The sequence below is a fragment of the Paludibacterium sp. genome (assembly GCF_019232825.1).
Taxonomy (GTDB): domain Bacteria; phylum Pseudomonadota; class Gammaproteobacteria; order Burkholderiales; family Chromobacteriaceae; genus Paludibacterium.
In genome coordinates this window covers 19,084-40,655 of sequence record NZ_JAFAND010000059.1, presented here as the reverse complement: position 1 = coordinate 40,655, position 21,572 = coordinate 19,084, and the positions used below count along the sequence as shown (strand labels likewise).

Annotated in this window: 17 protein-coding genes; 8 read left to right on the top strand and 9 right to left on the bottom strand. The window is 63.8% G+C overall.

The annotated features are described in order from the left end of the window. Positions 1-103: 103 nt before the first annotated feature. The gene (gene ppk2 / locus JOZ06_RS07730; RefSeq protein WP_293230902.1) at positions 104-1,153 is read right to left on the bottom strand and encodes a polyphosphate kinase 2; all 1,050 of its coding nucleotides are present in this window, start codon (positions 1,151-1,153) and stop codon (positions 104-106) included. Between the two features lie 154 nt (positions 1,154-1,307). On the opposite strand from ppk2, the gene JOZ06_RS07725 reads away from it, so the two are divergent. The 4 genes from JOZ06_RS07725 to JOZ06_RS07710 all read left to right on the top strand — a co-directional run bounded on the left by JOZ06_RS07725 (position 1,308) and on the right by JOZ06_RS07710 (position 6,431). Continuing rightward, positions 1,308-2,993, top strand: a complete 1,686-nt coding sequence (locus JOZ06_RS07725) for a glutamine--tRNA ligase/YqeY domain fusion protein (protein ID WP_293230899.1) — start codon at positions 1,308-1,310, stop codon at positions 2,991-2,993. Between the two features lie 3 nt (positions 2,994-2,996). Then, positions 2,997-4,370, top strand: a complete 1,374-nt coding sequence (gene cysS / locus JOZ06_RS07720) for a cysteine--tRNA ligase (protein ID WP_293230896.1) — start codon at positions 2,997-2,999, stop codon at positions 4,368-4,370. A gap of 101 nt (positions 4,371-4,471) precedes the next feature. After that, entirely contained in the window at positions 4,472-4,690 is a 219-nt protein-coding gene (gene rpmE, locus JOZ06_RS07715) for a 50S ribosomal protein L31 (protein WP_293230894.1), read from the top strand. A gap of 109 nt (positions 4,691-4,799) precedes the next feature. After that, positions 4,800-6,431: a hypothetical protein gene (locus JOZ06_RS07710; RefSeq protein WP_293230891.1), complete on the top strand. Its 1,632-nt coding sequence runs from the start codon at positions 4,800-4,802 to the stop codon at positions 6,429-6,431. A 103-nt stretch (positions 6,432-6,534) separates the two neighbouring features. Here JOZ06_RS07710 and JOZ06_RS07705 read toward each other — a convergent pair whose 3' ends face one another. From JOZ06_RS07705 to JOZ06_RS07675, 7 genes are all read right to left on the bottom strand, one after another. Next, on the bottom strand, positions 6,535-8,499 hold the full coding sequence (locus JOZ06_RS07705; protein ID WP_293230889.1) for an acetoacetate--CoA ligase: 1,965 nt from the start codon (positions 8,497-8,499) through the stop codon (positions 6,535-6,537). After that, positions 8,496-9,410 carry a hydroxymethylglutaryl-CoA lyase gene (locus JOZ06_RS07700; protein WP_293230886.1) on the bottom strand — a complete coding sequence of 305 codons (915 nt, stop codon included), beginning with the start codon at positions 9,408-9,410 and terminating at the stop codon, positions 8,496-8,498. Before JOZ06_RS07700 ends, JOZ06_RS07705 begins: the two co-directional genes overlap by 4 nt. Continuing rightward, positions 9,407-11,383 carry an acetyl/propionyl/methylcrotonyl-CoA carboxylase subunit alpha gene (locus JOZ06_RS07695; protein ID WP_293230883.1) on the bottom strand — a complete coding sequence of 659 codons (1,977 nt, stop codon included), beginning with the start codon at positions 11,381-11,383 and terminating at the stop codon, positions 9,407-9,409. The genes JOZ06_RS07700 and JOZ06_RS07695 overlap by 4 nt, the downstream gene beginning before the upstream one ends. Further along, positions 11,383-12,171 carry an enoyl-CoA hydratase-related protein gene (locus JOZ06_RS07690; protein ID WP_293230880.1) on the bottom strand — a complete coding sequence of 263 codons (789 nt, stop codon included), beginning with the start codon at positions 12,169-12,171 and terminating at the stop codon, positions 11,383-11,385. Before JOZ06_RS07690 ends, JOZ06_RS07695 begins: the two co-directional genes overlap by 1 nt. Positions 12,172-12,179: 8 nt before the next feature. Further along, complete coding sequence (locus JOZ06_RS07685) at positions 12,180-13,778, bottom strand: carboxyl transferase domain-containing protein (protein ID WP_293230877.1); 1,599 nt, start codon at positions 13,776-13,778, stop codon at positions 12,180-12,182. An 11-nt stretch (positions 13,779-13,789) separates the two neighbouring features. Continuing rightward, positions 13,790-14,926, bottom strand: coding sequence for an isovaleryl-CoA dehydrogenase (locus JOZ06_RS07680; protein ID WP_293230874.1), 1,137 nt, complete (start codon positions 14,924-14,926; stop codon positions 13,790-13,792). A 95-nt stretch (positions 14,927-15,021) separates the two neighbouring features. Beyond that, positions 15,022-15,399, bottom strand: a complete 378-nt coding sequence (locus tag JOZ06_RS07675) for a MerR family DNA-binding transcriptional regulator (protein ID WP_293230871.1) — start codon at positions 15,397-15,399, stop codon at positions 15,022-15,024. A gap of 242 nt (positions 15,400-15,641) precedes the next feature. On the opposite strand from JOZ06_RS07675, the gene JOZ06_RS07670 reads away from it, so the two are divergent. Further along, positions 15,642-16,310 carry a UPF0149 family protein gene (locus JOZ06_RS07670; protein ID WP_293230869.1) on the top strand — a complete coding sequence of 223 codons (669 nt, stop codon included), beginning with the start codon at positions 15,642-15,644 and terminating at the stop codon, positions 16,308-16,310. Between the two features lie 63 nt (positions 16,311-16,373). On the opposite strand, the gene JOZ06_RS07665 is transcribed toward JOZ06_RS07670, so the two are convergent. After that, positions 16,374-18,143 (bottom strand): acyl-CoA dehydrogenase C-terminal domain-containing protein, encoded by a 1,770-nt coding sequence (locus JOZ06_RS07665; protein ID WP_293230867.1) that lies wholly within the window; start codon positions 18,141-18,143, stop codon positions 16,374-16,376. A 361-nt stretch (positions 18,144-18,504) separates the two neighbouring features. Here JOZ06_RS07665 and JOZ06_RS07660 point away from each other — a divergent pair, with 361 nt between their 5' ends. The 3 genes from JOZ06_RS07660 (at position 18,505) to JOZ06_RS07650 (ending at position 21,537) form a co-directional block, all read left to right on the top strand. Next, positions 18,505-19,059: an NUDIX hydrolase gene (locus tag JOZ06_RS07660; RefSeq protein WP_293230864.1), complete on the top strand. Its 555-nt coding sequence runs from the start codon at positions 18,505-18,507 to the stop codon at positions 19,057-19,059. Further along, a complete protein-coding gene (locus JOZ06_RS07655; RefSeq protein WP_293230862.1) occupies positions 19,049-19,360 on the top strand; it encodes a PilZ domain-containing protein in 312 nt (103 codons plus the stop codon). Before JOZ06_RS07660 ends, JOZ06_RS07655 begins: the two co-directional genes overlap by 11 nt. Before the next feature lie 248 nt (positions 19,361-19,608). Then, the gene (locus tag JOZ06_RS07650) at positions 19,609-21,537 is read left to right on the top strand and encodes a PrkA family serine protein kinase (protein ID WP_293230859.1); all 1,929 of its coding nucleotides are present in this window, start codon (positions 19,609-19,611) and stop codon (positions 21,535-21,537) included. Positions 21,538-21,572: the final 35 nt, after the last annotated feature.

The window sequence follows — 21,572 nt, the reverse complement described above, 5'->3', positions numbered from 1 at the left end:
TGATTGATCTTTAGTTTCGGCGACTGCACCCTACGCGAGCATCCTTGATTGTAGGGCGCAATCGCCGTGCAACGCGCGGCATTGCGCCAACGCCGCGGGATTCCTAAAAGTGATCGATGACGTGGTTGTCCTGCTCGCCGATGATGTTGGACGTCGGCCCGGTGAGCAGCGCGTCCGGCGCGTAGACGGCGCGGGTGTTCTTGTCGGGGTAGGGCAGTTGCCACAGGAAATGGCGGATGCAATTGAGCCGCGCGCGCTTCTTGTCGTCGGCCTTGATCACCGTCCAAGGCGCATCGGCGGTGTCGGTGTGAAAGAACATCGCCTTTTTGGCCGCGGTGTAGTCGTCCCAATGGTCGAGCGACTGAATGTCGATCGGCGACAGCTTCCAGCGCTTGAGCGGGTCGTCGCGGCGCGAGACGAAGCGGCGCAGCTGTTCTTCCTGGCTGACGGAGAACCAGTACTTGAACAGCCTGAGGCCGCTATTGACCAGCATGCGCTCGAATTCCGGCGTCTGACGCAAAAACTCCAGGTATTCGTTGGGGGTACAGAAGCTCATCACGCGCTCGACCCCGGCGCGGTTGTACCACGAGCGGTCGAAGAACACCATTTCACCGGCGGTCGGCAGATGCTGCACATAGCGCTGGAAGTACCACTGACCATGCTCCACCTCGGTCGGCTTCTCCAACGCCACCACGCGCGCGCTGCGCGGGTTGAGGTGCTCCATGAAGCGCTTGATGGTGCCGCCTTTGCCGGCGGCGTCGCGCCCCTCGAACAGGATGACGATGCGTTGGCCCGACTCCCTGACCCAGTTCTGCACTTTCAATAGTTCGATCTGCAGGTCGGCCTTGATGCGCTCATACTCCGGCCGGCGCATGCGGGTTTTGTACGGATAGTCGGCCGGCAGCGGCGCGGTGGTGCTGTCTTCCGACGAACCGCGCGGCGCATGGGCGATCTTCAGCGCCATTGGCGATTGGCTGATGGCCTCGATTTCGCGCGCGGCCTCGGCGCGGGCGGCGGCGGCGCGCTCGGCCCGGTTCGCTTGCAAGCGGGACGTGGATTGAGGCGAGGGCCGGGTGCGTGCTTTGGGTGCGGCGGCGGGCGTTGGCGCGATGGTATCGGCGGTAGGGGCCGGGGCGGACGGGTCTCGGGTCATGGCGAATATCCACTTCATCAATATGGATAATGTCATGCTACTGCGTTGCTATCCCGGCGTCGATAGAGTTTTGTCATAAAAAGTCGGCCTGATTTTGTCTGCGCAAATCGGGTACAATCGACCAATTACGCATTAACCGGCAACTGAACAGATAATGAGCACGGAAAATAACACGCCTGTCGTCAGCAATTTCATCCGCTCCATCATCGACGAGGATTTGGCCAGCGGTAAGCACGCCGCCATCGTCACCCGCTTTCCGCCGGAGCCGAACGGCTACCTGCACGTCGGTCACGCCAAGTCGATCTGCCTGAATTTCGGCCTGGCCGACGATTATCACGGCCACTGCCATTTGCGCATGGACGATACCAACCCGGAGAAAGAGTCCGACGAATACGTGCGTTCGATCCAGGACAGCATCCGTTGGCTCGGTTATCAATGGGATGGCAACGTGCGCTATGCCTCCGACTATTTCGACGCCCTGTACGGCTATGCCGTGGCGCTGATCCAGGCGGGCCACGCTTATGTCTGCGAGCTGACGCCGGAAGAGATGCGCGAATATCGCGGCAGCCTGACCGAGCCGGGCCGCGACAGCCCGTACCGCAATCGCAGCGTGGCGGAGAACCTCGATCAGTTCTCGCGCATGAAAGACGGCGAATTCCCCGACGGCAGCAAAACGCTGCGACTGAAGATCGACATGGCCTCGGGCAACGTCAATCTGCGCGACCCGGTGATCTACCGCATCCGCCGCGTGCATCATCACCGCACCGGCGACAAGTGGTGCATCTACCCGATGTACGACTACACCCACTGTATTTCCGACGCGCTCGAAGGCATCACCCATTCGCTGTGCACGCTCGAGTTCGAGGATCATCGCCCGCTGTACGATTGGGTGCTGGACCATATCGACGTGCCCTGTCATCCGCGCCAGTACGAGTTTTCCCGCCTGGAAATGCTGTCGACGCTGACCTCCAAGCGCAAGCTCAACGCGCTGGTGACCGAAGGCCTCGTCAGCGGCTGGGACGACCCGCGCATGCCGACGATCGAAGGGATGCGCCGCCGCGGCTACAGCCCGGCCGGCATCCGCTTGTTCGCGCAACGCATCGGCATCTCCAAGAGCGTCAACATCATCGACATGAGCGTGCTGGAAGGCGCGGTGCGCGAGAGCCTGGAAGCCGAGGCGCCGCGCATCATGGCGGTGCTCAACCCGATCAAGGTGACGCTGACGAACTTCGCCGAGGGCGTGAGCGCCTCGCGCAGCGCGCCGTATCATCCGCACCATGAGGAATTCGGCGAGCGCGACGTGCCGATCGCGCGCGAAATCTGGATCGAGCGCGACGATTTCGCCGAAGTGCCGCCCAAGGGCTGGCAGCGGCTGACGCCGGGCGGCGAGGTGCGCCTGCGCTATTCCTACGTGATCAAGTGCGACGAGGTGGTCAAGGACGCGGCGGGCGAGGTGGTCGAGCTCAAGTGCTCGATCGACCATGACACGCTTGGCAAGAACCCCGAGGGCCGCAAGGTCAAGGGCGTGGTCCATTGGGTCAGCGCGTCTCACGCGGTCGAAGCCGAGGTGCGGCTCTATGATCGGCTGTTCACCGAACCGCGCCCGGACGCGGTGCGCGGCGAGGATGGCGAATATGTCGACTTCCGCCAATTCCTGAACGCCAATTCGCTGACCGTGACCACGGGCTATCTGGAAGCGGCCGCGCTCGACGCGCCGGCGGAGACCCGTTATCAGTTCGAGCGTCTGGGCTATTTCGTGGCCGACCGCTTCGACCATCAGCCGGGCAAGAAGGCCGTGTTCAATCGCGCGGTGGGTCTACGCGACACCTGGAGCAAGTAAGCGATGCTGAAACTCCACAATACGATGACCCGTCATAAAGAGGTCTTCACGCCGCTCGAGCCGAACAAGGTGCGCATGTACGTCTGCGGCATGACCGTGTACGACTTCTGCCATCTGGGCCACGCGCGGGTGATGGTGGTGTTCGACATGGTGGCGCGCTGGCTGCGCGCCTCGGGCTACCAGGTCAACTATGTGCGCAACATCACCGACATCGACGACAAGATCATTCGCCGTGCCGCCGAGAACGGCGAATCGATCGGCGAATTGACGCAGCGTTTCATCGCCGCCATGAACGAGGATAGCGCCGCGCTGGGCGTCGAGCGCCCCGACCATGAGCCGCGCGCCACCGCCTACGTGCCCGGCATGATCCGGATGATCGAGGCGCTGATCGCCAACGGCCACGCCTACGCCGCCGACAACGGCGACGTGTACTACGCGGTGCACGCCTTTGCCGACTACGGCCGTCTTTCGGGCAAAAGCCTGGAAGACCTGCGCGCCGGCGAGCGCGTCGAGGTCGATCCGCACAAGCGCGACCCGATGGACTTCGTGCTGTGGAAAGCGGCGAAGCCCGGCGAGCCGTCGTGGGCGTCGCCGTGGGGCCCGGGCCGCCCGGGCTGGCACATCGAGTGCTCGGTGATGAGCGAACACCTGCTGGGCACGCATTTCGACATTCATGGCGGCGGCGCCGACCTGCAGTTCCCGCACCACGAGAACGAGATCGCCCAGTCCGAGGGCGCGCACGGCCATACCTTCGTCAACTACTGGATGCACAACGGCTTCATTCGTGTCGACGACGAGAAGATGTCCAAGTCGCTGGGCAACTTCTTCACCATTCGCGAGGTGTTGGCCAAGTACGACCCGGAGGTGGTGCGCTTCTTCATCCTGCGCGCGCATTACCGCAGCCCGCTCAACTATTCCGACGCGCATCTGGACGACGCGCGCGCCGCGCTGACCCGCTTGTACACCGCGCTGAAGAACGTGCCGCCGGTGGATGTGCCGCTGGATTGGCACAGCGAGTATGCCGTGCGCTTCAAGGAAGCGATGGACGACGATTTCAATACCGTTGAAGCGATGGCGGTATTGTTCGATCTGGCGGGCGAAGTGCACAAGAGCCAGTCCGCGACGCTTGCCGGTCTGCTGAAGGCGCTTGCCGGCGTGCTCGGCCTGTTAGGCCGCGATCCGCAGGCCTTCTTGCAAGGCGGGCAGGGTGGCGACGGGCAGATGCCGGCCGCCGAGATCGAGGCGCGCATCGAGGCGCGCCGTTTGGCGCGCACCCGTAAGGATTGGGCCGAGTCGGACCGCATCCGCGACGAACTGACCGCCGCCGGCGTGATTTTGGAAGATGGCGCGGGCGGCACCACCTGGCGTCGTGGCTAGGCTTTGCCGAAGTGCTTGTCAAGCGGGCGCAATCGGCGGATAATCCGCTGTTTCGTCAAGCGGTACAGGCAAAACCCCTGTACCCGAGTAAAGGGAAAATTATGAAGACCGATATTCATCCGGATTACAAAGACGTCAACGTGACCTGCTCGTGCGGTAACACCTTCACGACCAAGTCGACGATGACCAAAGATAGTTTCCACATTGAAGTGTGCTCGAGCTGCCACCCGTTCTACACCGGTAAGCAGAAGATCGTCGACACCGCCGGCCGCGTTGACAAGTTCAACCAGAAGTTCGGCAACTTCTTCAAGCGCGGCTGATTTTTTCGCGCCAAAGCATGACCGCAAGGCAGCCTCAGGGCTGCCTTTTCTCATTTCTGCGCAACCATGCTAAGCTAGCGTCCCACGTTCGCCACCTCGCTTTACGCGCATGCTGACTTTCTCCCCCAACGATCGGAATCAACTGCCGCGCCCGACTGAAAAGCCGTGGGTGTTATTGCTCTTGGCCTTTATTTGGCTATGGCCGACCGTGCTCGGTCACGATCCCTGGAAGCCGGATGAGCCGTACGTGCTGGCCGTGGTGCTGGATATGCTTCAGCACGGCCATTGGCTGGTGCCGACGATTCAGGGGACCCCCTGGCTCGATACGCCGCCGCTGTATTACTGGGTGGCCAGCGTGTTCGTGCGGTTCCTATCGCCTTGGGCGTTGCCGGCGCATGACGCGGCGCGGCTCGCCACGCCGTTTTTCATGGCCATGGCGCTATGGTGCGTGGGCGGCGCCGGGCGCGAGCTGATCGGTCGCCGCCATGGCCGTAGCGCCGTGCTGATCTTGATCGGCTGCATCGGCCTGATCGATACCGGGCACCAGATGACTTCGAGCGTGGCCGCTTTCGCCGGGTACGCCGCCGCTCTCTATGCGTTGACGCTGTGCACGCGTCTGCCGGCCTTGTCCGGCGCGCTGCTGGCACTCGCCAGCACTGTGCTGTTTCTCTCCTCGAGCCTGCTCGATCTGTCGCTCTTGTGGGCCGTGGTGGTGTTGCTGCCGATATTCCCCGCTTGGCGCAACAAGCGCTATGCCACCACGGTGGCCATGGCGCTGCTGTGCGGCTTGCCGTTGCTGCTGGTGTGGCCGGTGGCCTTCGCCCGCTATTATCCGGCGCTGTTCCAGCTTTGGTGGAGCAACGACGCGCTCGGCGAGATCGCCGGTTTCGCCCGGCCCGATCTATTCCATGGCTTCGGCTACTACTTCAAAACCTCGCTATGGTACGCCTGGCCGGCGTGGCCGTTGGCGGGCTGGACCGTGTATCGCCGCCGCCGCTTCGACCAGCCGATGATGCAATTGCCTGGGCTGTTCTTCGTCGTGTTCATCTTGCTGCTTACTTTGTCCGGGGTGCAGGAAACCAAGAACACCATGCCGCTGTTGTTGCCGTTGACGCTGTTGGCGGCCATCGAACTCGATACGTTGCGACGCGGCGCCGCCGCCGCGCTCAACTGGTTTGGGCTGATGACGTTCGGTTTCTTCGGCTTGCTGATCTGGTTCGGCTGGGCGGCGATGAACTTCGGCTGGCCCGAGCGGCTTGCCGGGCGGGCGCATTACTTCAGCCCGTACTATGTGCCGACCGTTTCCATTCCGATGGCGCTGGCCGCGCTGTTTGCCACGCTGGTATGGATTTGGGCACTGACACGGCGCCATCTGCGCGGCAGGCAGGCGGTCACCAACTGGGCGGCCGGCATTACCTTGTTCTGGGGCTTGGCCGGCACGTTGTGGCTGCCTTGGCTCGACGCGCTCAAGAGTTACCGCCCGGTGGTGGCTGACATGGTGCGCCACCTGCCCGCCGGTGCCGGCTGCGTATCGACGTCGAAGGAGAATTGGATCGGGCGGATGAGCTGGCAGTACTTCGCCGATATGACGCTTGTCACCGATCCGGCCGCCTGCGCGCTGCGCTTGTCGGTGCGCCCGCACAGTGTGGCGCCGGACCCTGCATGGCAAGTCTTGTGGCAGGGTAGCCGACCGCGCGAGGACAGCGAAGTCTACGTGCTTGAGCGGCGGGTTCGGGAGTAGGGAGTAGGGCGCAATCGACGCGCAACGCGCGACATTGCGCCAAACCTCGGTGGCGCACTGCCTTCGGCGAGTGCGCCCTACTCCCCACTCCCGACTCCCCCACCTAGGACTTGAGCTCCGCCAGATCCTGGTAGAGCCGCAGCGAATCCGGGTTGGCGAGCGCGCTGAGATTCTTCACCGGTTGGCCGGCGAGCACGTTTTTGACCGCGAGCTCGGCGATTTTGCCGTTGGCGGTGCGCGGAATGTCGGCGACCGCGACGATGTGCGCCGGCACGTGACGCGGGCTGGCGCCGCGGCGGATGCTTTCCTTTATCCGCGTTGTCAGTTCCTCGTCGAGCACGGCGCCGCGCGCCATGCGCACGAACAAAATCACCCGTTCATCGTTGTCCCAGGGCTGGCCCACCGCCAGCGCCTCCTCGATTTCGTCGAAGGCCTCGACCTGGCGGTAGAGCTCCGCCGTGCCGATGCGCACGCCCCCCGGGTTGAGCACCGCATCCGAGCGGCCGTGGATGATCACCCCCCGGTGCGCGGTGATTTCGGCGAAATCGCCGTGCGCCCACACGTTGGGGAAGCGGTTGAAGTAAGCGCGGCGCATGGCGCTGCCGTCTTCGTCGCGCCAGAAGCCGATCGGCATCGACGGGAAGGGGCGGGTGCAGACCAGCTCGCCCTTCTCGCCGACGAGTACATTGCCGTGCTCGTCGAAGACCTCTACCGCCATACCCAGACCCCGGCATTGCAGTTCGCCGCGATAGACCGGCAAATTGGCCGAGCCCAGCGCGAAACAGGAGACGATGTCGGTGCCGCCGGAGATCGATGCCAGATTGAGGTCGTGTTTCACCGCCCGGTAGATCCAGTCGAAACTCTCCGGCAACAGCGGCGAGCCGGTGGAGAATAGCGCGCGCAGCGCGGTGAAACGATGCCGCTCGTTGGGCAGGATGCCCAGTTTGCGCGTGCTGTCGATGAATTTGGCCGATGTGCCGAAATGCGTGGCGCCGGCCGTTTCGGCATAGCGCCAGAGGATGTCCCCGCCGCCGTAAAGCGGCGAGCCGTCGTAGAGCAGCAAGGTGGCGCCGCTGGCGAGCGCGCTCATCTGCCAGTTCCACATCATCCAGCCGCAGGTGGTGAAATAGAACAAGCGGTCGAGCGTATGGATGTCGCTATGCAGCTGATGTTCTTTCATGTGCTGCAGCAGCGTGCCGCCCACGCCGTGAACGATGCATTTGGGTTTACCGGTGGTGCCGCTGGAATAGAGGATGAACAGCGGGTGGTTGAACGCCACTGCTTCAAAGGCGATGTCGCATGCTGGGTAGGGCGCGATCAGGTCGTCGAGGGTCACGCCGCCGGGCAGCGCGCGCGCCACCGCGTTGGCTTGCCCGAGATAGGGCACGACGACGATGCGCGTGAGGCCCGGCAGCGCGTCCGCCAGCTGCGCGAGCTTGTCGCGATAGTCGAACGGCTTGCCGTTGTACCAATAGCCATCGGCGCAGAACAGCACGCTGGGCTCGGTCTGGCCGAAACGGTCGAGCGCGCCGTCGGTGCCGAAGTCGGGCGAGCAGCTGGTCCACACGGCGCCGAGACTCGCGGTGGCAAGCATGGCGGCCAGCGTTTCGGGCAGGTTCGGCAACCAACCGGCGACGCGGTCGCCCGGTTTGACGCCTTCGGCGCGCAACGCCTGCTGCAGGCGGGCGACGATGTCGTATAGCGCGCGCCACGACCATTGGCGCTGGACCTTGTCCTCGCCCCAGAACATCACCGCCGGCGCGTCATCGCGCCGCCGCAGCAGGTTCTCGGCGTAGTTGAGCCGGGCGTGCGGGAAAAAGCGCGCCGCCTGCATGCTGTCGCCATGGGCAAGCGTCACGTCGCCCTTGACGCCGATGACGCCGCAATAATCCCAGACCAGCGACCAGAATGCGCCCGGCTGATCGACGCTGTATCGCCACAAGGCTTCATAGTCGGGGAAGCGCCGGTTCAGGCGCGTTTCGGCCAGCCGGGTGAACGCGGTCAAATGCGTGCCGGCCAACCGGGCCGCGCTCGGTTGCCATAAGGGCATGTCGGATGGTTCGTTCATGACGCCTCCTTTGCCGCGTGCGCGTTTTTCAACGCGTGCGCCAGTTTGCTGGCGGGTTCGGTGCCCAGCAGCCCGCATGCCCACCAGGCGGTCCGCACCAGCGCCTTGAGGTCGATGCCGGTTTGATAGCCCATGCCGTGCAGCAGGTAGACGACCTCCTCGGTGGCGACGTTGCCCGAGGCGCCGTCCGCGTAAGGACAGCCGCCCAGACCGCCGACCGAGGCGTCGAAACAGCGCACGCCGGCTTGCAATGAAGCGAAGATGTTGGCCAGCGCCATGCCGCGCGTGTCGTGATAGTGGCCGGCGAGGTGGCGCATCGGCACGCGGCGGCCCACCGCGTCGAGCATCGCCAAGATGCTCGACGGCGTGCCGATGCCGATGGTGTCGCCCAGCGAAATCTCTTCGCAGCCCATCAGGTAGAGCGCGTGTGCCACGTCGGCCACCTTGCCCGGCGCGATGGCGCCTTCATAAGGACAGCCCGCCACGCAGGAGACATAGCCGCGCACCCGCAGGCCCAAGTCGCGCGCCCGGGCCACCACGGGCTCGAAACGGCGCAGGCTCTCCTCGATGCCGCACTGGATGTTGCGCTGGCTGAAGGTTTCGCTGGCAGCCCCGAACACGGCGATGTCGCGCGCACCGGCCGCGAGCGCCGCGTCCAGCCCCTTGAGGTTTGGCACCAGCACCGGGTAGCGCCGTCCGCCGTCGTGGGTCAGGCGCGACAATACCGCGTCCGAGCCGCTCATCTGCGGTATGCGGCTGGGCGAGACCATTGCGCCCGCCTCGATCTCGGTCAGCCCGGCGTCGCCTAGCCGGTGGATCAGCGTGACGCGTTCGTCGGCCGTCAAGGCGCGCGCCTCGTTTTGCAGGCCGTCGCGCGGGCCGACTTCGACAATTCTGACGCGGTCGGTCATGGTGTGTCGTCCTGTGCTTCGAAATCCAGCAAATCCATGCCTTCGGCCACTTGCGCGCCGGGCGCGAAGTGGTAGGCGCCGACTTGGCCGTCCGCCGGAGCGAAAAGGGTGTGCTCCATCTTCATCGCTTCCATGATCAAAAGCGCCGTCCCTTTCTTTACGCGGACGCCGGCCTCGGCGCACAACGCCACCACCCGTCCCGGCATCGGCGCGCGCAGGTGGCCGCTGTCCTGGGCGTGGGCGGCATCCGCCACCAGCGGATCGTCCCAGGTCAGCGTCCAGCGCTCCCCTTGCCAGAACAGCGTGCGCGCCGCGCCGCGCGCGAGCACCGTGGCGGCGAGGCGTTGGCTGTTCAGGCGCGCCGTCAGCCGCGGCGCCTGCCATTGCGCATCGGCGACGACGAACGTTTCCCCGCCGGCCTCTATCCGGCAAGCGCCATTTTGGCGGCTGACGGTGACGGCGTGCGTTTCGTCGCGCCAGCGGTAGGTCCAGTGCCGCGTCGCCGCAGCGCCGCCGAGCCGCCAGCCGGGCAGGGCGCCATCCCAGGCGCCCGTGCCGGCCGGTTGCGCCGCCAGGGTGTCCGCCAGGGCCAACAGGGCCAGCGCGGTGGGGGCGGGTGGCAAGCGGGGCGGCAACAGCGCCGCTTGGTGGCGCTCGATGAAACCTGTATCCACTATACCGTTACAAAATGCCGGGTGGGTAATCAGCTTGTGCAAAAAGCCGAAATTGGTCATCACGCCGTCCACCTGGAAGGCGGCCAGTGCTTGCGCCATGCGCGCCAACGCTTCGTCGCGCGTCGGTCCCCAGACGATCAGCTTGGCCAGCATCGGGTCGAACAGCGGCGTGATGGTGTCGCCGCCGCTGACGCCGGTGTCGATGCGCACCCCCTCCGTGAGGGCGGGCGGCTGCCAATGGGTGAGCGTGCCGCAGGAGGGCAGAAAGCCGGCCTGCGGATCTTCGGCATACAGCCGCGCCTCGATGGCGTGGCCTTGCAAGGTCAATTGCGCCTGGGTCAGCGGCAGCGGCTCGCCTTGCGCGACACGGATCTGCCACGCCACCAGATCGAGTCCCGTGACCATTTCCGTTACCGGATGTTCGACCTGCAGCCGGGTGTTCATCTCCATGAAGAAGTAGTCGCCGCTGTCGCCGTCGACGATGAATTCGACCGTGCCGGCACCGAGGTAATCGACCGCGCGCGCGACCGCGCAGGCGGTTTCGCCCATGGCGCGGCGCATCTCGGCCGACAGCCCGGGCGCCGGCGCCTCTTCCACTACTTTCTGGTGGCGGCGCTGCACCGAGCAGTCGCGCTCGAACAGATAGACGCACTGGCCATGGCTGTCGGCGAACACCTGGATCTCGATATGGCGCGGCGCCTGCAGATATTTTTCGATCAGCACGCGCTCGTCGCCGAAACTCGCCGCGGCCTCGCGCTGACAGGCGGCAAGCTCGGCGGCGAAGTCCTCGCGCCGCGCGACGATGCGCATGCCCTTGCCGCCGCCGCCGCTGCAGGCTTTGATCAATACCGGGTAACCGATGCGGTCGGCTTCGGCGGCCAGCCGCGGCGGTGTCTGCTCGTCACCGTGATAACCCGGCACCAGAGGAATAGCGCTTTGTTCCAGCAGCGTCTTGGCCGCCGATTTGGAGCCCATGGTGGCGAGCGCGGCTTCGCGTGGGCCGATGAAGACGATGCCAGCCGCGTCGCAGGCGCGCGCGAACGCGGGGTTTTCCGATAGGAAGCCGTAACCGGGATGGATGGCATCGGCGCCGCTTGCGCGCGCCACGGCCAGGATGCCGTCGATGTCCAGATAGCTCTCCCCGGCGAGATGCCAGGCTTCGTCGGCCTGGCGCACGAACAGGGCGCCGGCATCGGCGGCCACGTGCACCGCCACGGTGGCGATGCCCATGGCGCGCGCGCTCTTGATCACGCGGCAGGCGATTTCGCCGCGATTGGCGATCAGGATCTTCCTCAACATCAGACGTCTCCTTGCCAGCCGGGCGCGCGTTTATCGAGGAAGGCGGCGAGTCCCTCGCGCGCCTCGGCGCCTTGGCGCAAGCGGGCGATGCGCGCCGCGCAGTCGTCGAGCACCGCGTCGTCGCCCGGGCCGGTGCCGAGATGGCGCAACAGGTCCTTCGCGGCGTCGAGCGCGCGCGGCCCGCCACGGACGAGGTGTTCGGCGAGCTGGTCGACGGTGCGATCCAACTCGCCTTCGTCCGTCACCTCATGCACGAGTCCGAGCGTAAGCGCGCGCGCGGCGTCGATCGGCTCGGCGGTCAACGCATAGCGGCGCATCTGCCGCGCGCCGATGGCCTCGGCGACATAAGGGCCGATGACGGCCGGGATCAGACCGAGACGCACCTCGGACAAGGCAAAGCGCGCCGCCGGGGTGCAGACGGCGAGGTCGCAGGCCGCGACGAGCCCCATGCCGCCGCCCAGCGCCGCGCCTTGCACCCGGGCGATGGTCGGTTTGGACGAGCGGTACAACACGCGAAACAAGGCCGCCAGCTGCCGCGCATCGGCCAAATTGGCCGCGTCGTCGAGTTGTCCGGCGCTTTGCATCCAGTTGAGGTCGGCGCCGGCGCAAAAGCTTTTGCCGTGCGAGGCGAGCACGATGACGCGCGCATCGGCGCGTGCCTGCAGCGCGGTCAACGCCTCGGTGAGTTCTTGGATGAGTTGCGGATTGAAGGCGTTATGCACGTCGGGGCGCGCGAGCCAGATCCAGGCCTGTGCGCCGCGTTGTTCCAGAGTCAGGGTAGCGGTCATGGTCGTTCTCACATGCGGAAGACGCCGAAGCGCGTCTCGCCGATCTCGGCGTTGAGGCTGGCGGACAGGGCCAGCGCCAGGACCTCGCGCGTTTGCGCCGGATCGATGACGCCGTCGTCCCACAGGCGGGCGCTGGCGTAGTAGGGGTGGCCCTGCTTCTCGTATTGCTCGCGGATGGGCGCCTTGAAGGCGGTTTCTTCCGCGTCGCTCCAGGCGTCGCCCAACTGGTCGCGTTTGACTTGGGCCAACACCGCCGCCGCCTGTTCGCCCCCCATGACCGAGATGCGGCTGTTGGGCCACATCCACAGAAAGCGCGGGCCGAAAGCGCGGCCGCACATGCCGTAGTTGCCGGCGCCGAAACTGCCGCCGATCAGCACGGTGAACTTGGGCACGCGCGCCGCCGCGACGGCGCTGACGAGCTTGGCGCCGTCGCGGGCGATACCGGCGTTTTCCACCTTGCGGCCGACCATGAAGCCGGTGATGTTCTGCAGGAAGATCAGCGGGATGCCGCGCTGGCAGCACAACTCGATGAAGTGCGCGCCCTTGAGCGCCGACTCGGAGAACAAAATGCCGTTGTTGGCGATGATGCCGACACGGTAGCCGTCAAGCCGGGCGAAGCCGGTGACGAGCGTGGCGCCATAGTTCTGCTTGAATTCGTCGAAGTCGGAATCGTCGACGAGCCGCAGGATGATCTCGCGCACGTCGAAGGGTTTTTTGCTGTCGTTGGGAATGACGCCGTACAGCTCCTCCGCGGCGCGGCGCGGCGCGCGCGCGGCGGTGCGGTCGAGCGTGCCGCGCTTTTGCCAATTGAGGCTGTCGACCACGCGCCGCGCCAGCGCCAGCGCGTGGCCGTCGTTTTCCGCCAGGTAGTCGGCTACGCCGGATAGCCGGGTGTGGACGTCGGCGCCGCCGAGCTCCTCGGCGCTGACCGTCTCGCCGGTGGCGGCGCGCACCAGCGGCGGGCCGCCGAGGAAGATCGTGCCCTGGTTTCTGACGATGATGGTCTCATCGCTCATGGCCGGCACGTAGGCGCCGCCTGCGGTGCAAGAGCCCATGACCACGGCGATCTGGTTGATGCCGGCTGCCGATAGGTTGGCCTGGTTGTAGAAGATGCGGCCGAAGTGGTCGCGATCGGGAAACACCTCGTCCTGCAGCGGCAGAAAGGCGCCGCCGGAGTCGACCAGATACAGGCAGGGCAGCCGGTTTTCCAGAGCGATTTCCTGGGCGCGCAGGTGTTTTTTCACCGTCATCGGATAGTAGGTGCCGCCTTTGACCGTGGCGTCGTTGGCCACGATCATGCACTCCACGCCGCTGACGCGGCCGATGCCGCACACCATGCCGGCGGCAGGCGCCTCGTTGTGGTACATGTCCCAGGCGGCGAGCGGCGAGAGCTCCAAAAACGGCGAATCGACGTCCAAGAGCGCGTCGATACGGTCGCGCACCAGCATTTTGCCGCGGGCGACGTGTTTGGCCGCCGCCGCCGCGCCGCCGCCCTTGGCTACTTTGGCAAGCTTGGCGCGTAAGTCGTCGACCAGCGCGCGCATGGCGCGGGCGTTGTCCTGGAAGTCCGCCGCCTGCGGCGACAGTCGGGTTTCGAGTATCGACATGACGCCCTCCGTCAGGCCTGATCGGTCATCAGTTCGCGGCCGATCAGCCAGCGGCGGATTTCACTGGTGCCGGCGCCGATTTCGTACAGCTTGGCATCGCGCAGCAGCCGGCCGGCGGGGAAATCGTTGATGTAGCCGTTCCCGCCCAGACACTGGATCGTCTGTAGCGCCATCTGCGTGGCCTGCTCGGCGGCGAACAGAATGGCGCCGGCGGCATCCTTGCGCACCGCGCGGCCCTCGCGGCCGTCGTCGAGCGCCGCGCCGACCGCGTAGACGTAGGCGCGCGTGGCGGACAGCGCGACGTACATATCGGCCAATTTTCCCTGCATCAGTTGAAAGTCGCCGATGGCGCGGCCGAACTGCTTGCGTTCCTTCAGATAGGGCAGCGCCAGATCGAGACAGGCCTGCATGATGCCTACCGGCCCGGCAGCGAGCACGGCGCGCTCGTAGTCGAGGCCGCTCATTAATACCTTGACGCCCTGGCCGACCTCGCCGAGCACGTTGGCGCGCGGCACGCGGCAATCGTCGAAGAAGAGCGGATAGGTGTTGGAGCCGCGCATGCCGAGCTTGTCGAGCTTGCTGCCGGCCGAGAAGCCCGGCGTGCCTTTTTCCACCAGGAATGCGGTGATGTCGCGTTCGTCGGTTTTGGCGTAAATGACCAGCACGTCGGCGTCGCCGCCGTTGGTGATCCACATTTTCGAACCGTTGAGCACGAAATGATCGCCGTCGGCCCGCGCCTTGAGCTGCATGCCGACCACGTCGGAGCCGGCATTGGGCTCGGACATGGCCAACGCGCCGACGTGCTCGCCGCTGATGAGCTTGGGCAGGAAGCGGCGCCTTTGCGCGTCGCTGCCGTTACGGTAGATCTGGTTGACACACAGATTGGCGTGGGCGCCATAGGATAGGCCGACGGCGGCCGAGGCGCGGCTGATTTCCTCCATGGCGACGATCTGCGCCAGATAACCCATGTCGCTGCCGCCGTAGGTTTCGGTAACCGTGATGCCCAAGAGGCCCATGTCGCCGAGCTTCTGCCATAGGTCGGGCGGAAAGGCGTTGTCCTTGTCGATGTCGGCGGCGCGCGGCGCGATCTCCTGTTCGGCGAAGCGGCGCACGCTGTCGCGCAGCATGTCCAGGCTCTGTTGGTCCATCTGGTTTCTCCCTTGGTGTTTTGCTTTATCATCCATGACGTTTACGTCAACGTCAATGTCGATATCGCCTAACGCCATCCGAGGAGAAACCGGCCCTAAGCCTTGGCGATGACTTCGCGGCAGTGCGCCGACAGGACGTCGATTTCTTTCAGCACCTCATCGATGTCGTGCCGCTGCAGCTCCAATTGCTGGCGCCGTTCGGTCAATAGCTGCAACAACAGCTGCGACTGCGGCGCCTCGTCGCGGGCGCGCTGGTAGAGATTGAGGATTTCTCGGATTTCCGCCAGTGACAGGCCAATGCGTTTCCCGCGTAAAATCAGTTTCAAGCGCGCGCGGTCGCGGCGGGTGAAGATGCGCTGAAGGCCGCGCCGCTCAGGCTCGATCAAGCCTTGTTCTTCGTAGAAGCGGATGGTGCGCGCGGTGACGTCGAGGTCGCGTGCCAGTTCCGAGATGCTGTAGGTGTCCTGTTCCATGATGTTCCTGCGTGTTCCCGTTGGGCCTGTTGACGCTCTTTTTACGGACTGCGCTGGCCGGCAAAAAGGGTCGGTGGTCGCGATTGTATAGCGTTTTATCTTAATTGATGGGCGGCAAAGCGCCAATTTTGCCTTTTGGACGACATCACGGCCAGCGGGCAATATGAATTTTCACGAATATGCCGCGCCCGGGGCCGTTATTGGCTACAATTCGCCCCAACCCCTTCAACCGAGGATGCATCATGAGTGACACCGTATTCGACGATAAGGATCTGGCCCGTCTCGAGCACCTGCTCAATCCCTTGTCTGCCGCCGGCAGCACCATGCGTCCGGATGAGGTGCAAGGTTTCTTCGCCGCGCTGATCAGCGGCCCGGACGAGCTCGCGACTTCGTTTTGGTGGTCCGAGGTCTTGGGCGACGCGCCGGAATTCGGCAGCGAGGCCGACAAGGCGGAGCTTTTGGCGCTGCTGGAAAAATTGTATGACGCCACCGCCGACACGCTGGCGGCGGGAGAACCGCTGGATCTGATTCTCTATGCCGAGGAGGATTCTGACGAGGCGGACTACTGGCCGTGGTGCAATGCCTATCTGTACGCGCTCGACAGCGTGCCGACCGACTGGTTCGACAAGGCGGACGACGAAGGCTTCGAGGAGCTGTTGTTGCCGGTGATGGCGCTGGGCGGCATGTTCGAGGAGGACGACGGCGACGATCTGGTGGACTTCAGTCCTGAGGAACTCGACGACTTCAAGGAACAATTGTCCGACGCCGTGCAGTCGGTATTCAACTATTGGCATGCCAAGGCCAATGCGCCGGCGACGGTTCGGCGCGAGGGCGACAAGGTCGGCCGCAACGATCCTTGCCCGTGCGGCAGCGGCAAGAAGTACAAGGCGTGTTGCGGCAAGGATAGCTGAGCCCGTTTTGCTTGGAGAAAAGACACGCCCCCGCGGGCCAATGCCCGCGGGGGCGTGTTCTATTTACAGCAGCGCGCAGTCCGCGTCCTTCATCACGGGCTTGGCGCCGCTCTTCAACTGCGCCAACAGTCCCTGGGTTTCCGGCAGCAGCTTGGCGAAGTAGAAGCGCGCGGTGGCGATCTTCGCCTTGTGGAAGTCGTCGTCATGGGCGAACGAGACGGCCGCCATGCGCGCCCACAGCCAGGCGTAGGTGAGATGGCCGATCAGGCGCAGATAATCGGTGGCCGCGGCGCCGACCTCGTCCTTGTCCTGCATGGCCGCCATGCCGATCTTGACGCTGACTTCGCCCACGTTCTTCATCAACAGTTGCAGCGGCGCGGTGAATTCCGCCAGTTCCGCGCGTTCTTCGGCCTCCTTGCAGAACTGCTGGATCAGCGTGGAGAACTGACGCAGCTTTTGCCCCTGGTCCGACAGCACCTTACGCGCCAACAAGTCGAGCGCCTGGATGCCGTTGGTGCCCTCGTAGATCTGGCCGATACGGCTGTCGCGCACCAGCTGCTCCATGCCCCATTCGCGAATGTAACCATGCCCGCCCAGCACTTGCACCCCCAGGTTGGTGGTGATGAAGCCGTTGTCGGTCATGAAGGCCTTGGCCACCGGCGTCAACAGCGCCACCAGGTCGGCGGCGGTCTTCTTCGCGTCGGCGTCGGCGTGCTTCTCCTCGATGTCCAACTGCAACGCGAGGAAGGTGGTCAGCGCGCGGCCGGCTTCGGTATAGGCCTTCTGCGTCAGCAGCATGCGGCGCACGTCGGGATGGACGATGATCGGGTCGGCGGCCTTTTCCGGCGCCTTGGGGCCGTTGAGCGCGCGCATTTGCAGGCGCTCCTTGGCGTAGGCCAGCGCGCCTTGATAGGAGGCCTCGCCCAGGCCCAGACCTTGCATGCCGCAGCCCAGGCGGGCGGCGTTCATCATCGTGAACATGCAGGAGAGGCCTTTGTTCGGCTCGCCGAGCAAGTAGCCCTGCGCCGCCTCGAAGTTGAGCACCGCGGTGGCGTTGGCGCGGATGCCCATCTTGTGCTCGAGGCTGCCGCAGAACACGTCGTTGCGGCTGCCGTCGTCGTGGAACTTGGGCACGATGAACAGTGAAATGCCCTTGACGTCCTTGGGCGCGTCCGGCAGGCGCGCCAACACCAGATGGACGATGTTGTCCGCGAGGTCGTGCTCGCCGGCCGAGATGAAGATCTTGGTGCCGGTGATGGCGTAGCTGCCGTCGCCATTCGGCTCGGCCTTGGTCTTGAGCAGGCCCAGATCGGTGCCGCAGTGCGGCTCGGTCAGACACATGGTGCCGGTCCAGCTGCCGTCGACAAGTTTAGGCAGGAACCGGTTCTTTTGCGCATCGCTGCCATGCGCGTGGATGGCGGCGTAGGCGCCGTGCGACAGGCCCGGATACATCGACCAGGCGACGTTGGACGAGCACAGCATTTCCATTGCCGGGAAGGCGAGCACCTTGGGCATGCCGAGTCCGCCAAACTGCGGATCGCAATCGAGACCGGGGAAGCCGAGTTCGCAGTACTGGCGATAGGCGGCGGCGAAACCCTCCGGCGTAGTGACGCTATGGCTCGCCGGGTCGAACTGGCAGCCTTGCTCGTCGCCGGCTCGGTTTAGCGGCTGCAGTTCGTTTTCGCAGAAGGTGGCGGCTGCTTCCAGGTAGGACGACAGCGTTTCGCGGTCCAGCTCTTCGAACCCCGGCAGGGTTTGCAGTGTCTGCTGCACGGAAAACAATTCGTTGAGAACGAAGTCAAAATCGCGCAGCGGGGCGTGATAAGCGGGCATGGGTTTCTCCAGGTCGTGCGGTGGCGTTAAGCAGTCGCTTCATCGAGATTGGCGCCCGGCGGCCATGCGGTTCATGACCTGTCTTTGAGGAGGCTGCGCGGCGCGTCAATTATTCAAACGTTTGTTTAAATTATTTTTCGGCCTTTGACAAGTGTTATATGACGTTCGGGAGGGGGGGCGGGGGGCGGCTTGCGTTGTATTTTTGCACAGGGCGCTGGGCGAGTTGGATGCAGGTTTTCGGTATATCTGGAGATCGTGTACTAGAATGAACTCAATATTTTGTGTTTACGGCTGGCGACCGCCGGTACAATGAGCTCGGCCGATCTCATCGATTTTTTTACTGTGGCATGAAAGGGTTGCCGTGGATTTGACCGAGAAGACGATTGATTCGCAGTTGGTGTTCGAGGGTGGGTTCCTCAAAGTGCGGCGCGATCGTATTCGGTTGCCGGACGGAAGCGAAAGCTGGCGGGAATATATCCGCCATCCCGGCGCGGTGGCGGTATTGGCGCTGACGGACGATGGCCGGCTGGTGATGGAGAGGCAATATCGCTACCCGGCCGGGCGTGAGTTTCTCGAGATTCCCGCCGGCAAGCTCGATCCCGGAGAAGCGCGCGAGCAATGCGCGCGGCGCGAGCTCATGGAGGAAACCGGCTACTCGGCCCGCGAGTGGACGTTTCTCGGTACCGCGCACCCGTGCATCGGCTATGCCGACGAACAGATTCATTATTTTTTGGCGCGTGGACTGACGCTTTCGGAGCGACAGCTCGATCATGGCGAGTTTCTCGAGGTGGTGACCTTACCGCTGACGGAAGTGATCGCGCGAACGCTCAACGGTGCAATCTGTGATAGCAAGAGCCTGGTCGGTCTTTACTGGCTGCAAGCTCATCTTGAAGGGAGAATGCCCGGTGCCGTTTGATTCCCATCACAACCGACGCGGCTCGCGCCGCGTGTCGATGCGCTGCAAGGCGCGCATCAAATCGTTGCACACCGGCGAGACGCACTATGGCGAGTGCGCCGATATTTCGGTCGATGGCATCGCGCTGCATACTTCCTATGTGCCGCAGTACGGCGAGCACCTGATGGTGCTGGTGCTGACGCCAGCCGTCGGCAGCGTGCCCGGCCGGCCGTTCGAGGCTGAGGTGGAGGTACGTCGCTGCAACGAACTGGAGCGTCATCGCTTATACGAGATCGGCGCAAAGATTCTTACCCGTCGTTAGCAACACATGTTGATGCTTTTCTTTGTCTCGTTTGTTTTTGTTTCTACAGTGTTTTTTCCTGCCGTCGCGACGATTGTCGCCTGAAACGACGGATTTATCGGGCTTTCTGGCTTGTGTCATCGGCCTGTCATTGTGCTATACCCTAAAAAAACAGAACGGAATTTGCTGCAGTCACTCTAATTTGTGCAAGGGGCGCTGGGTGCGAACAAGCAGTCCCGCGTTACCCTGCAATTTGCCAGGAGAGAGCCATGCACCCGGATATCTTCAGTCAGTACGCGACGCGCTACGATCGTACCCGTGAAGAAGAATTCACCATCCAGGAATATCTCGAATTGTGCAAGCAGGACCCCGGGGCTTACGCCACGGCCTCCGAGCGCATGTTGATGGCAATCGGCGAACCTGAACTGGTCGACACGCGCCACGATTCGAGACTATCCCGTATCTTCAGCAACAAAATCGTCAAGGTGTACCCGGCCTTCCGCGATTTCTACGGCATGGAAGAGGTCATCGAGCAGGTGGTGGCCTATTTCCGTCACGCCGCGCAGGGCTTGGAGGAAAAGAAGCAGATTCTTTACCTGCTCGGTCCGGTGGGGGGCGGCAAGTCGTCGATCGCGGAGAAGCTGAAGGAGCTAACCGAACTCGTGCCGTTCTATTGCTTGAAGGGTTCACCGGTTAACGAGTCGCCGTTGGGCTTGTTCAACTACGAGGAAGACGGCCCGATTCTGGAAGAGCAATACGGCATTCCGCGCCGTTACCTGAAACCGATCCCCAGCCCGTGGGCCGTCAAGCGGCTGCACGAATTCAACGGCGACATCGGCCAATTCCGCGTGGTCAAGCGCTATCCGTCGGTGCTGCGCCAGATCGCGGTGGCCAAGACCGAGCCGGGCGACGAAAACAATCAAGACATCTCGTCGCTGGTCGGCAAGGTGGACATCCGCAAACTGGAGAAATACGCGCAGGACGACCCAGATGCCTACAGCTATTCCGGCGGGCTGTGCCTGGCCAACCAGGGGCTGTTGGAGTTCGTGGAAATGTTCAAGGCGCCGATCAAGGTGCTGCACCCGCTGTTGACCGCGACCCAGGAAGGCAACTTCAAGGGCACGGAGGGGTTTGGCGCGATTCCGTTTGACGGCATCATTCTCGCCCACTCGAACGAATCGGAGTGGAAACAGTTCCGCAACAACAAGAACAACGAGGCGTTCCTCGACCGGATCTACATCGTCAAGGTGCCGTATTGCCTGCGCGTCAAGGACGAGATCCGCATCTACGACAAGCTGATCACCAACTCCTCGCTGGGGAGCGCGCCTTGCGCCCCGGGCACGCTGAAGATGATGGCGCAGTTCGCGGTGCTCTCGCGCCTCAAAGAGCCGGAGAACTCCAGCATCTACAGCAAGATGCAGGTCTATGATGGCGAAAACCTGAAGGATACCGATCCGAAGGCCAAGTCGCTGCAGGAGTATCGCGATTTTGCCGGGGTGGACGAGGGCATGAGCGGGCTGTCGACGCGCTTCGCCTACAAGATCCTGTCCAAGGTGTTCAACTTCGATCACACCGAAGTGGCCGCCAACCCGGTGCACCTGCTGTACGTGCTTGAGCAGCAGGTGGAGCGCGAACAGTTCCCGGCCGAGACCGAGCAGCGCTACATGTCGTTCATCAAGGAGTACCTGGCGCCCAAGTATGTCGAGTTCATCGGCAAGGAGATCCAAACCGCCTATCTGGAAAGCTACTCCGAGTACGGCCAGAACATCTTCGACCGCTATGTGACCTTCGCCGACTATTGGATCCAGGACCAGGAGTACCGCGACCAGGATACCGGCGAGATTTTCGACCGCAACGCGCTGAACGCCGAATTGGAGAAGATCGAGAAGCCGGCGGGGATTTCCAACCCGAAGGACTTCCGCAACGAGATCGTCAATTTCGTGTTGCGGGCCCGGGCGAGCAACGGCGGCAAAAACCCGACCTGGACCAGTTACGAGAAGCTGCGCACGGTGATCGAGAAGAAGATGTTCTCCAACACCGAGGAGCTGCTGCCGGTGATTTCGTTCAACGCCAAGGCCAGCGCGGAGGATGCCAAGAAACACGAAGACTTCGTCAACCGCATGGTCGAGAAGGGCTATACCGCCAAGCAGGTGCGGCTCTTGTGCGAATGGTATTTGCGCGTGCGTAAGTCCTCATGAAGGCACGGCTCCCACCATTCTGAAGCGGGGCGCCC

What these genes read in the sequence shown, in the direction of transcription:
- ppk2 (WP_293230902.1), bottom strand. Translation starts at nt 1,153, where the DNA reads ATGACCCGAGACCCGTCCGCCCCGGCCCCTACCGCCGATACCATCGCG.
- JOZ06_RS07725 (WP_293230899.1), top strand. Translation starts at nt 1,308, where the DNA reads ATGAGCACGGAAAATAACACGCCTGTCGTCAGCAATTTCATCCGCTCC.
- cysS (WP_293230896.1), top strand. Translation starts at nt 2,997, where the DNA reads ATGCTGAAACTCCACAATACGATGACCCGTCATAAAGAGGTCTTCACG.
- rpmE (WP_293230894.1), top strand. Translation starts at nt 4,472, where the DNA reads ATGAAGACCGATATTCATCCGGATTACAAAGACGTCAACGTGACCTGC.
- JOZ06_RS07710 (WP_293230891.1), top strand. Translation starts at nt 4,800, where the DNA reads ATGCTGACTTTCTCCCCCAACGATCGGAATCAACTGCCGCGCCCGACT.
- JOZ06_RS07705 (WP_293230889.1), bottom strand. Translation starts at nt 8,499, where the DNA reads ATGAACGAACCATCCGACATGCCCTTATGGCAACCGAGCGCGGCCCGG.
- JOZ06_RS07700 (WP_293230886.1), bottom strand. Translation starts at nt 9,410, where the DNA reads ATGACCGACCGCGTCAGAATTGTCGAAGTCGGCCCGCGCGACGGCCTG.
- JOZ06_RS07695 (WP_293230883.1), bottom strand. Translation starts at nt 11,383, where the DNA reads ATGTTGAGGAAGATCCTGATCGCCAATCGCGGCGAAATCGCCTGCCGC.
- JOZ06_RS07690 (WP_293230880.1), bottom strand. Translation starts at nt 12,171, where the DNA reads ATGACCGCTACCCTGACTCTGGAACAACGCGGCGCACAGGCCTGGATC.
- JOZ06_RS07685 (WP_293230877.1), bottom strand. Translation starts at nt 13,778, where the DNA reads ATGTCGATACTCGAAACCCGACTGTCGCCGCAGGCGGCGGACTTCCAG.
- JOZ06_RS07680 (WP_293230874.1), bottom strand. Translation starts at nt 14,926, where the DNA reads ATGGACCAACAGAGCCTGGACATGCTGCGCGACAGCGTGCGCCGCTTC.
- JOZ06_RS07675 (WP_293230871.1), bottom strand. Translation starts at nt 15,399, where the DNA reads ATGGAACAGGACACCTACAGCATCTCGGAACTGGCACGCGACCTCGAC.
- JOZ06_RS07670 (WP_293230869.1), top strand. Translation starts at nt 15,642, where the DNA reads ATGAGTGACACCGTATTCGACGATAAGGATCTGGCCCGTCTCGAGCAC.
- JOZ06_RS07665 (WP_293230867.1), bottom strand. Translation starts at nt 18,143, where the DNA reads ATGCCCGCTTATCACGCCCCGCTGCGCGATTTTGACTTCGTTCTCAAC.
- JOZ06_RS07650 (WP_293230859.1), top strand. Translation starts at nt 19,609, where the DNA reads ATGCACCCGGATATCTTCAGTCAGTACGCGACGCGCTACGATCGTACC.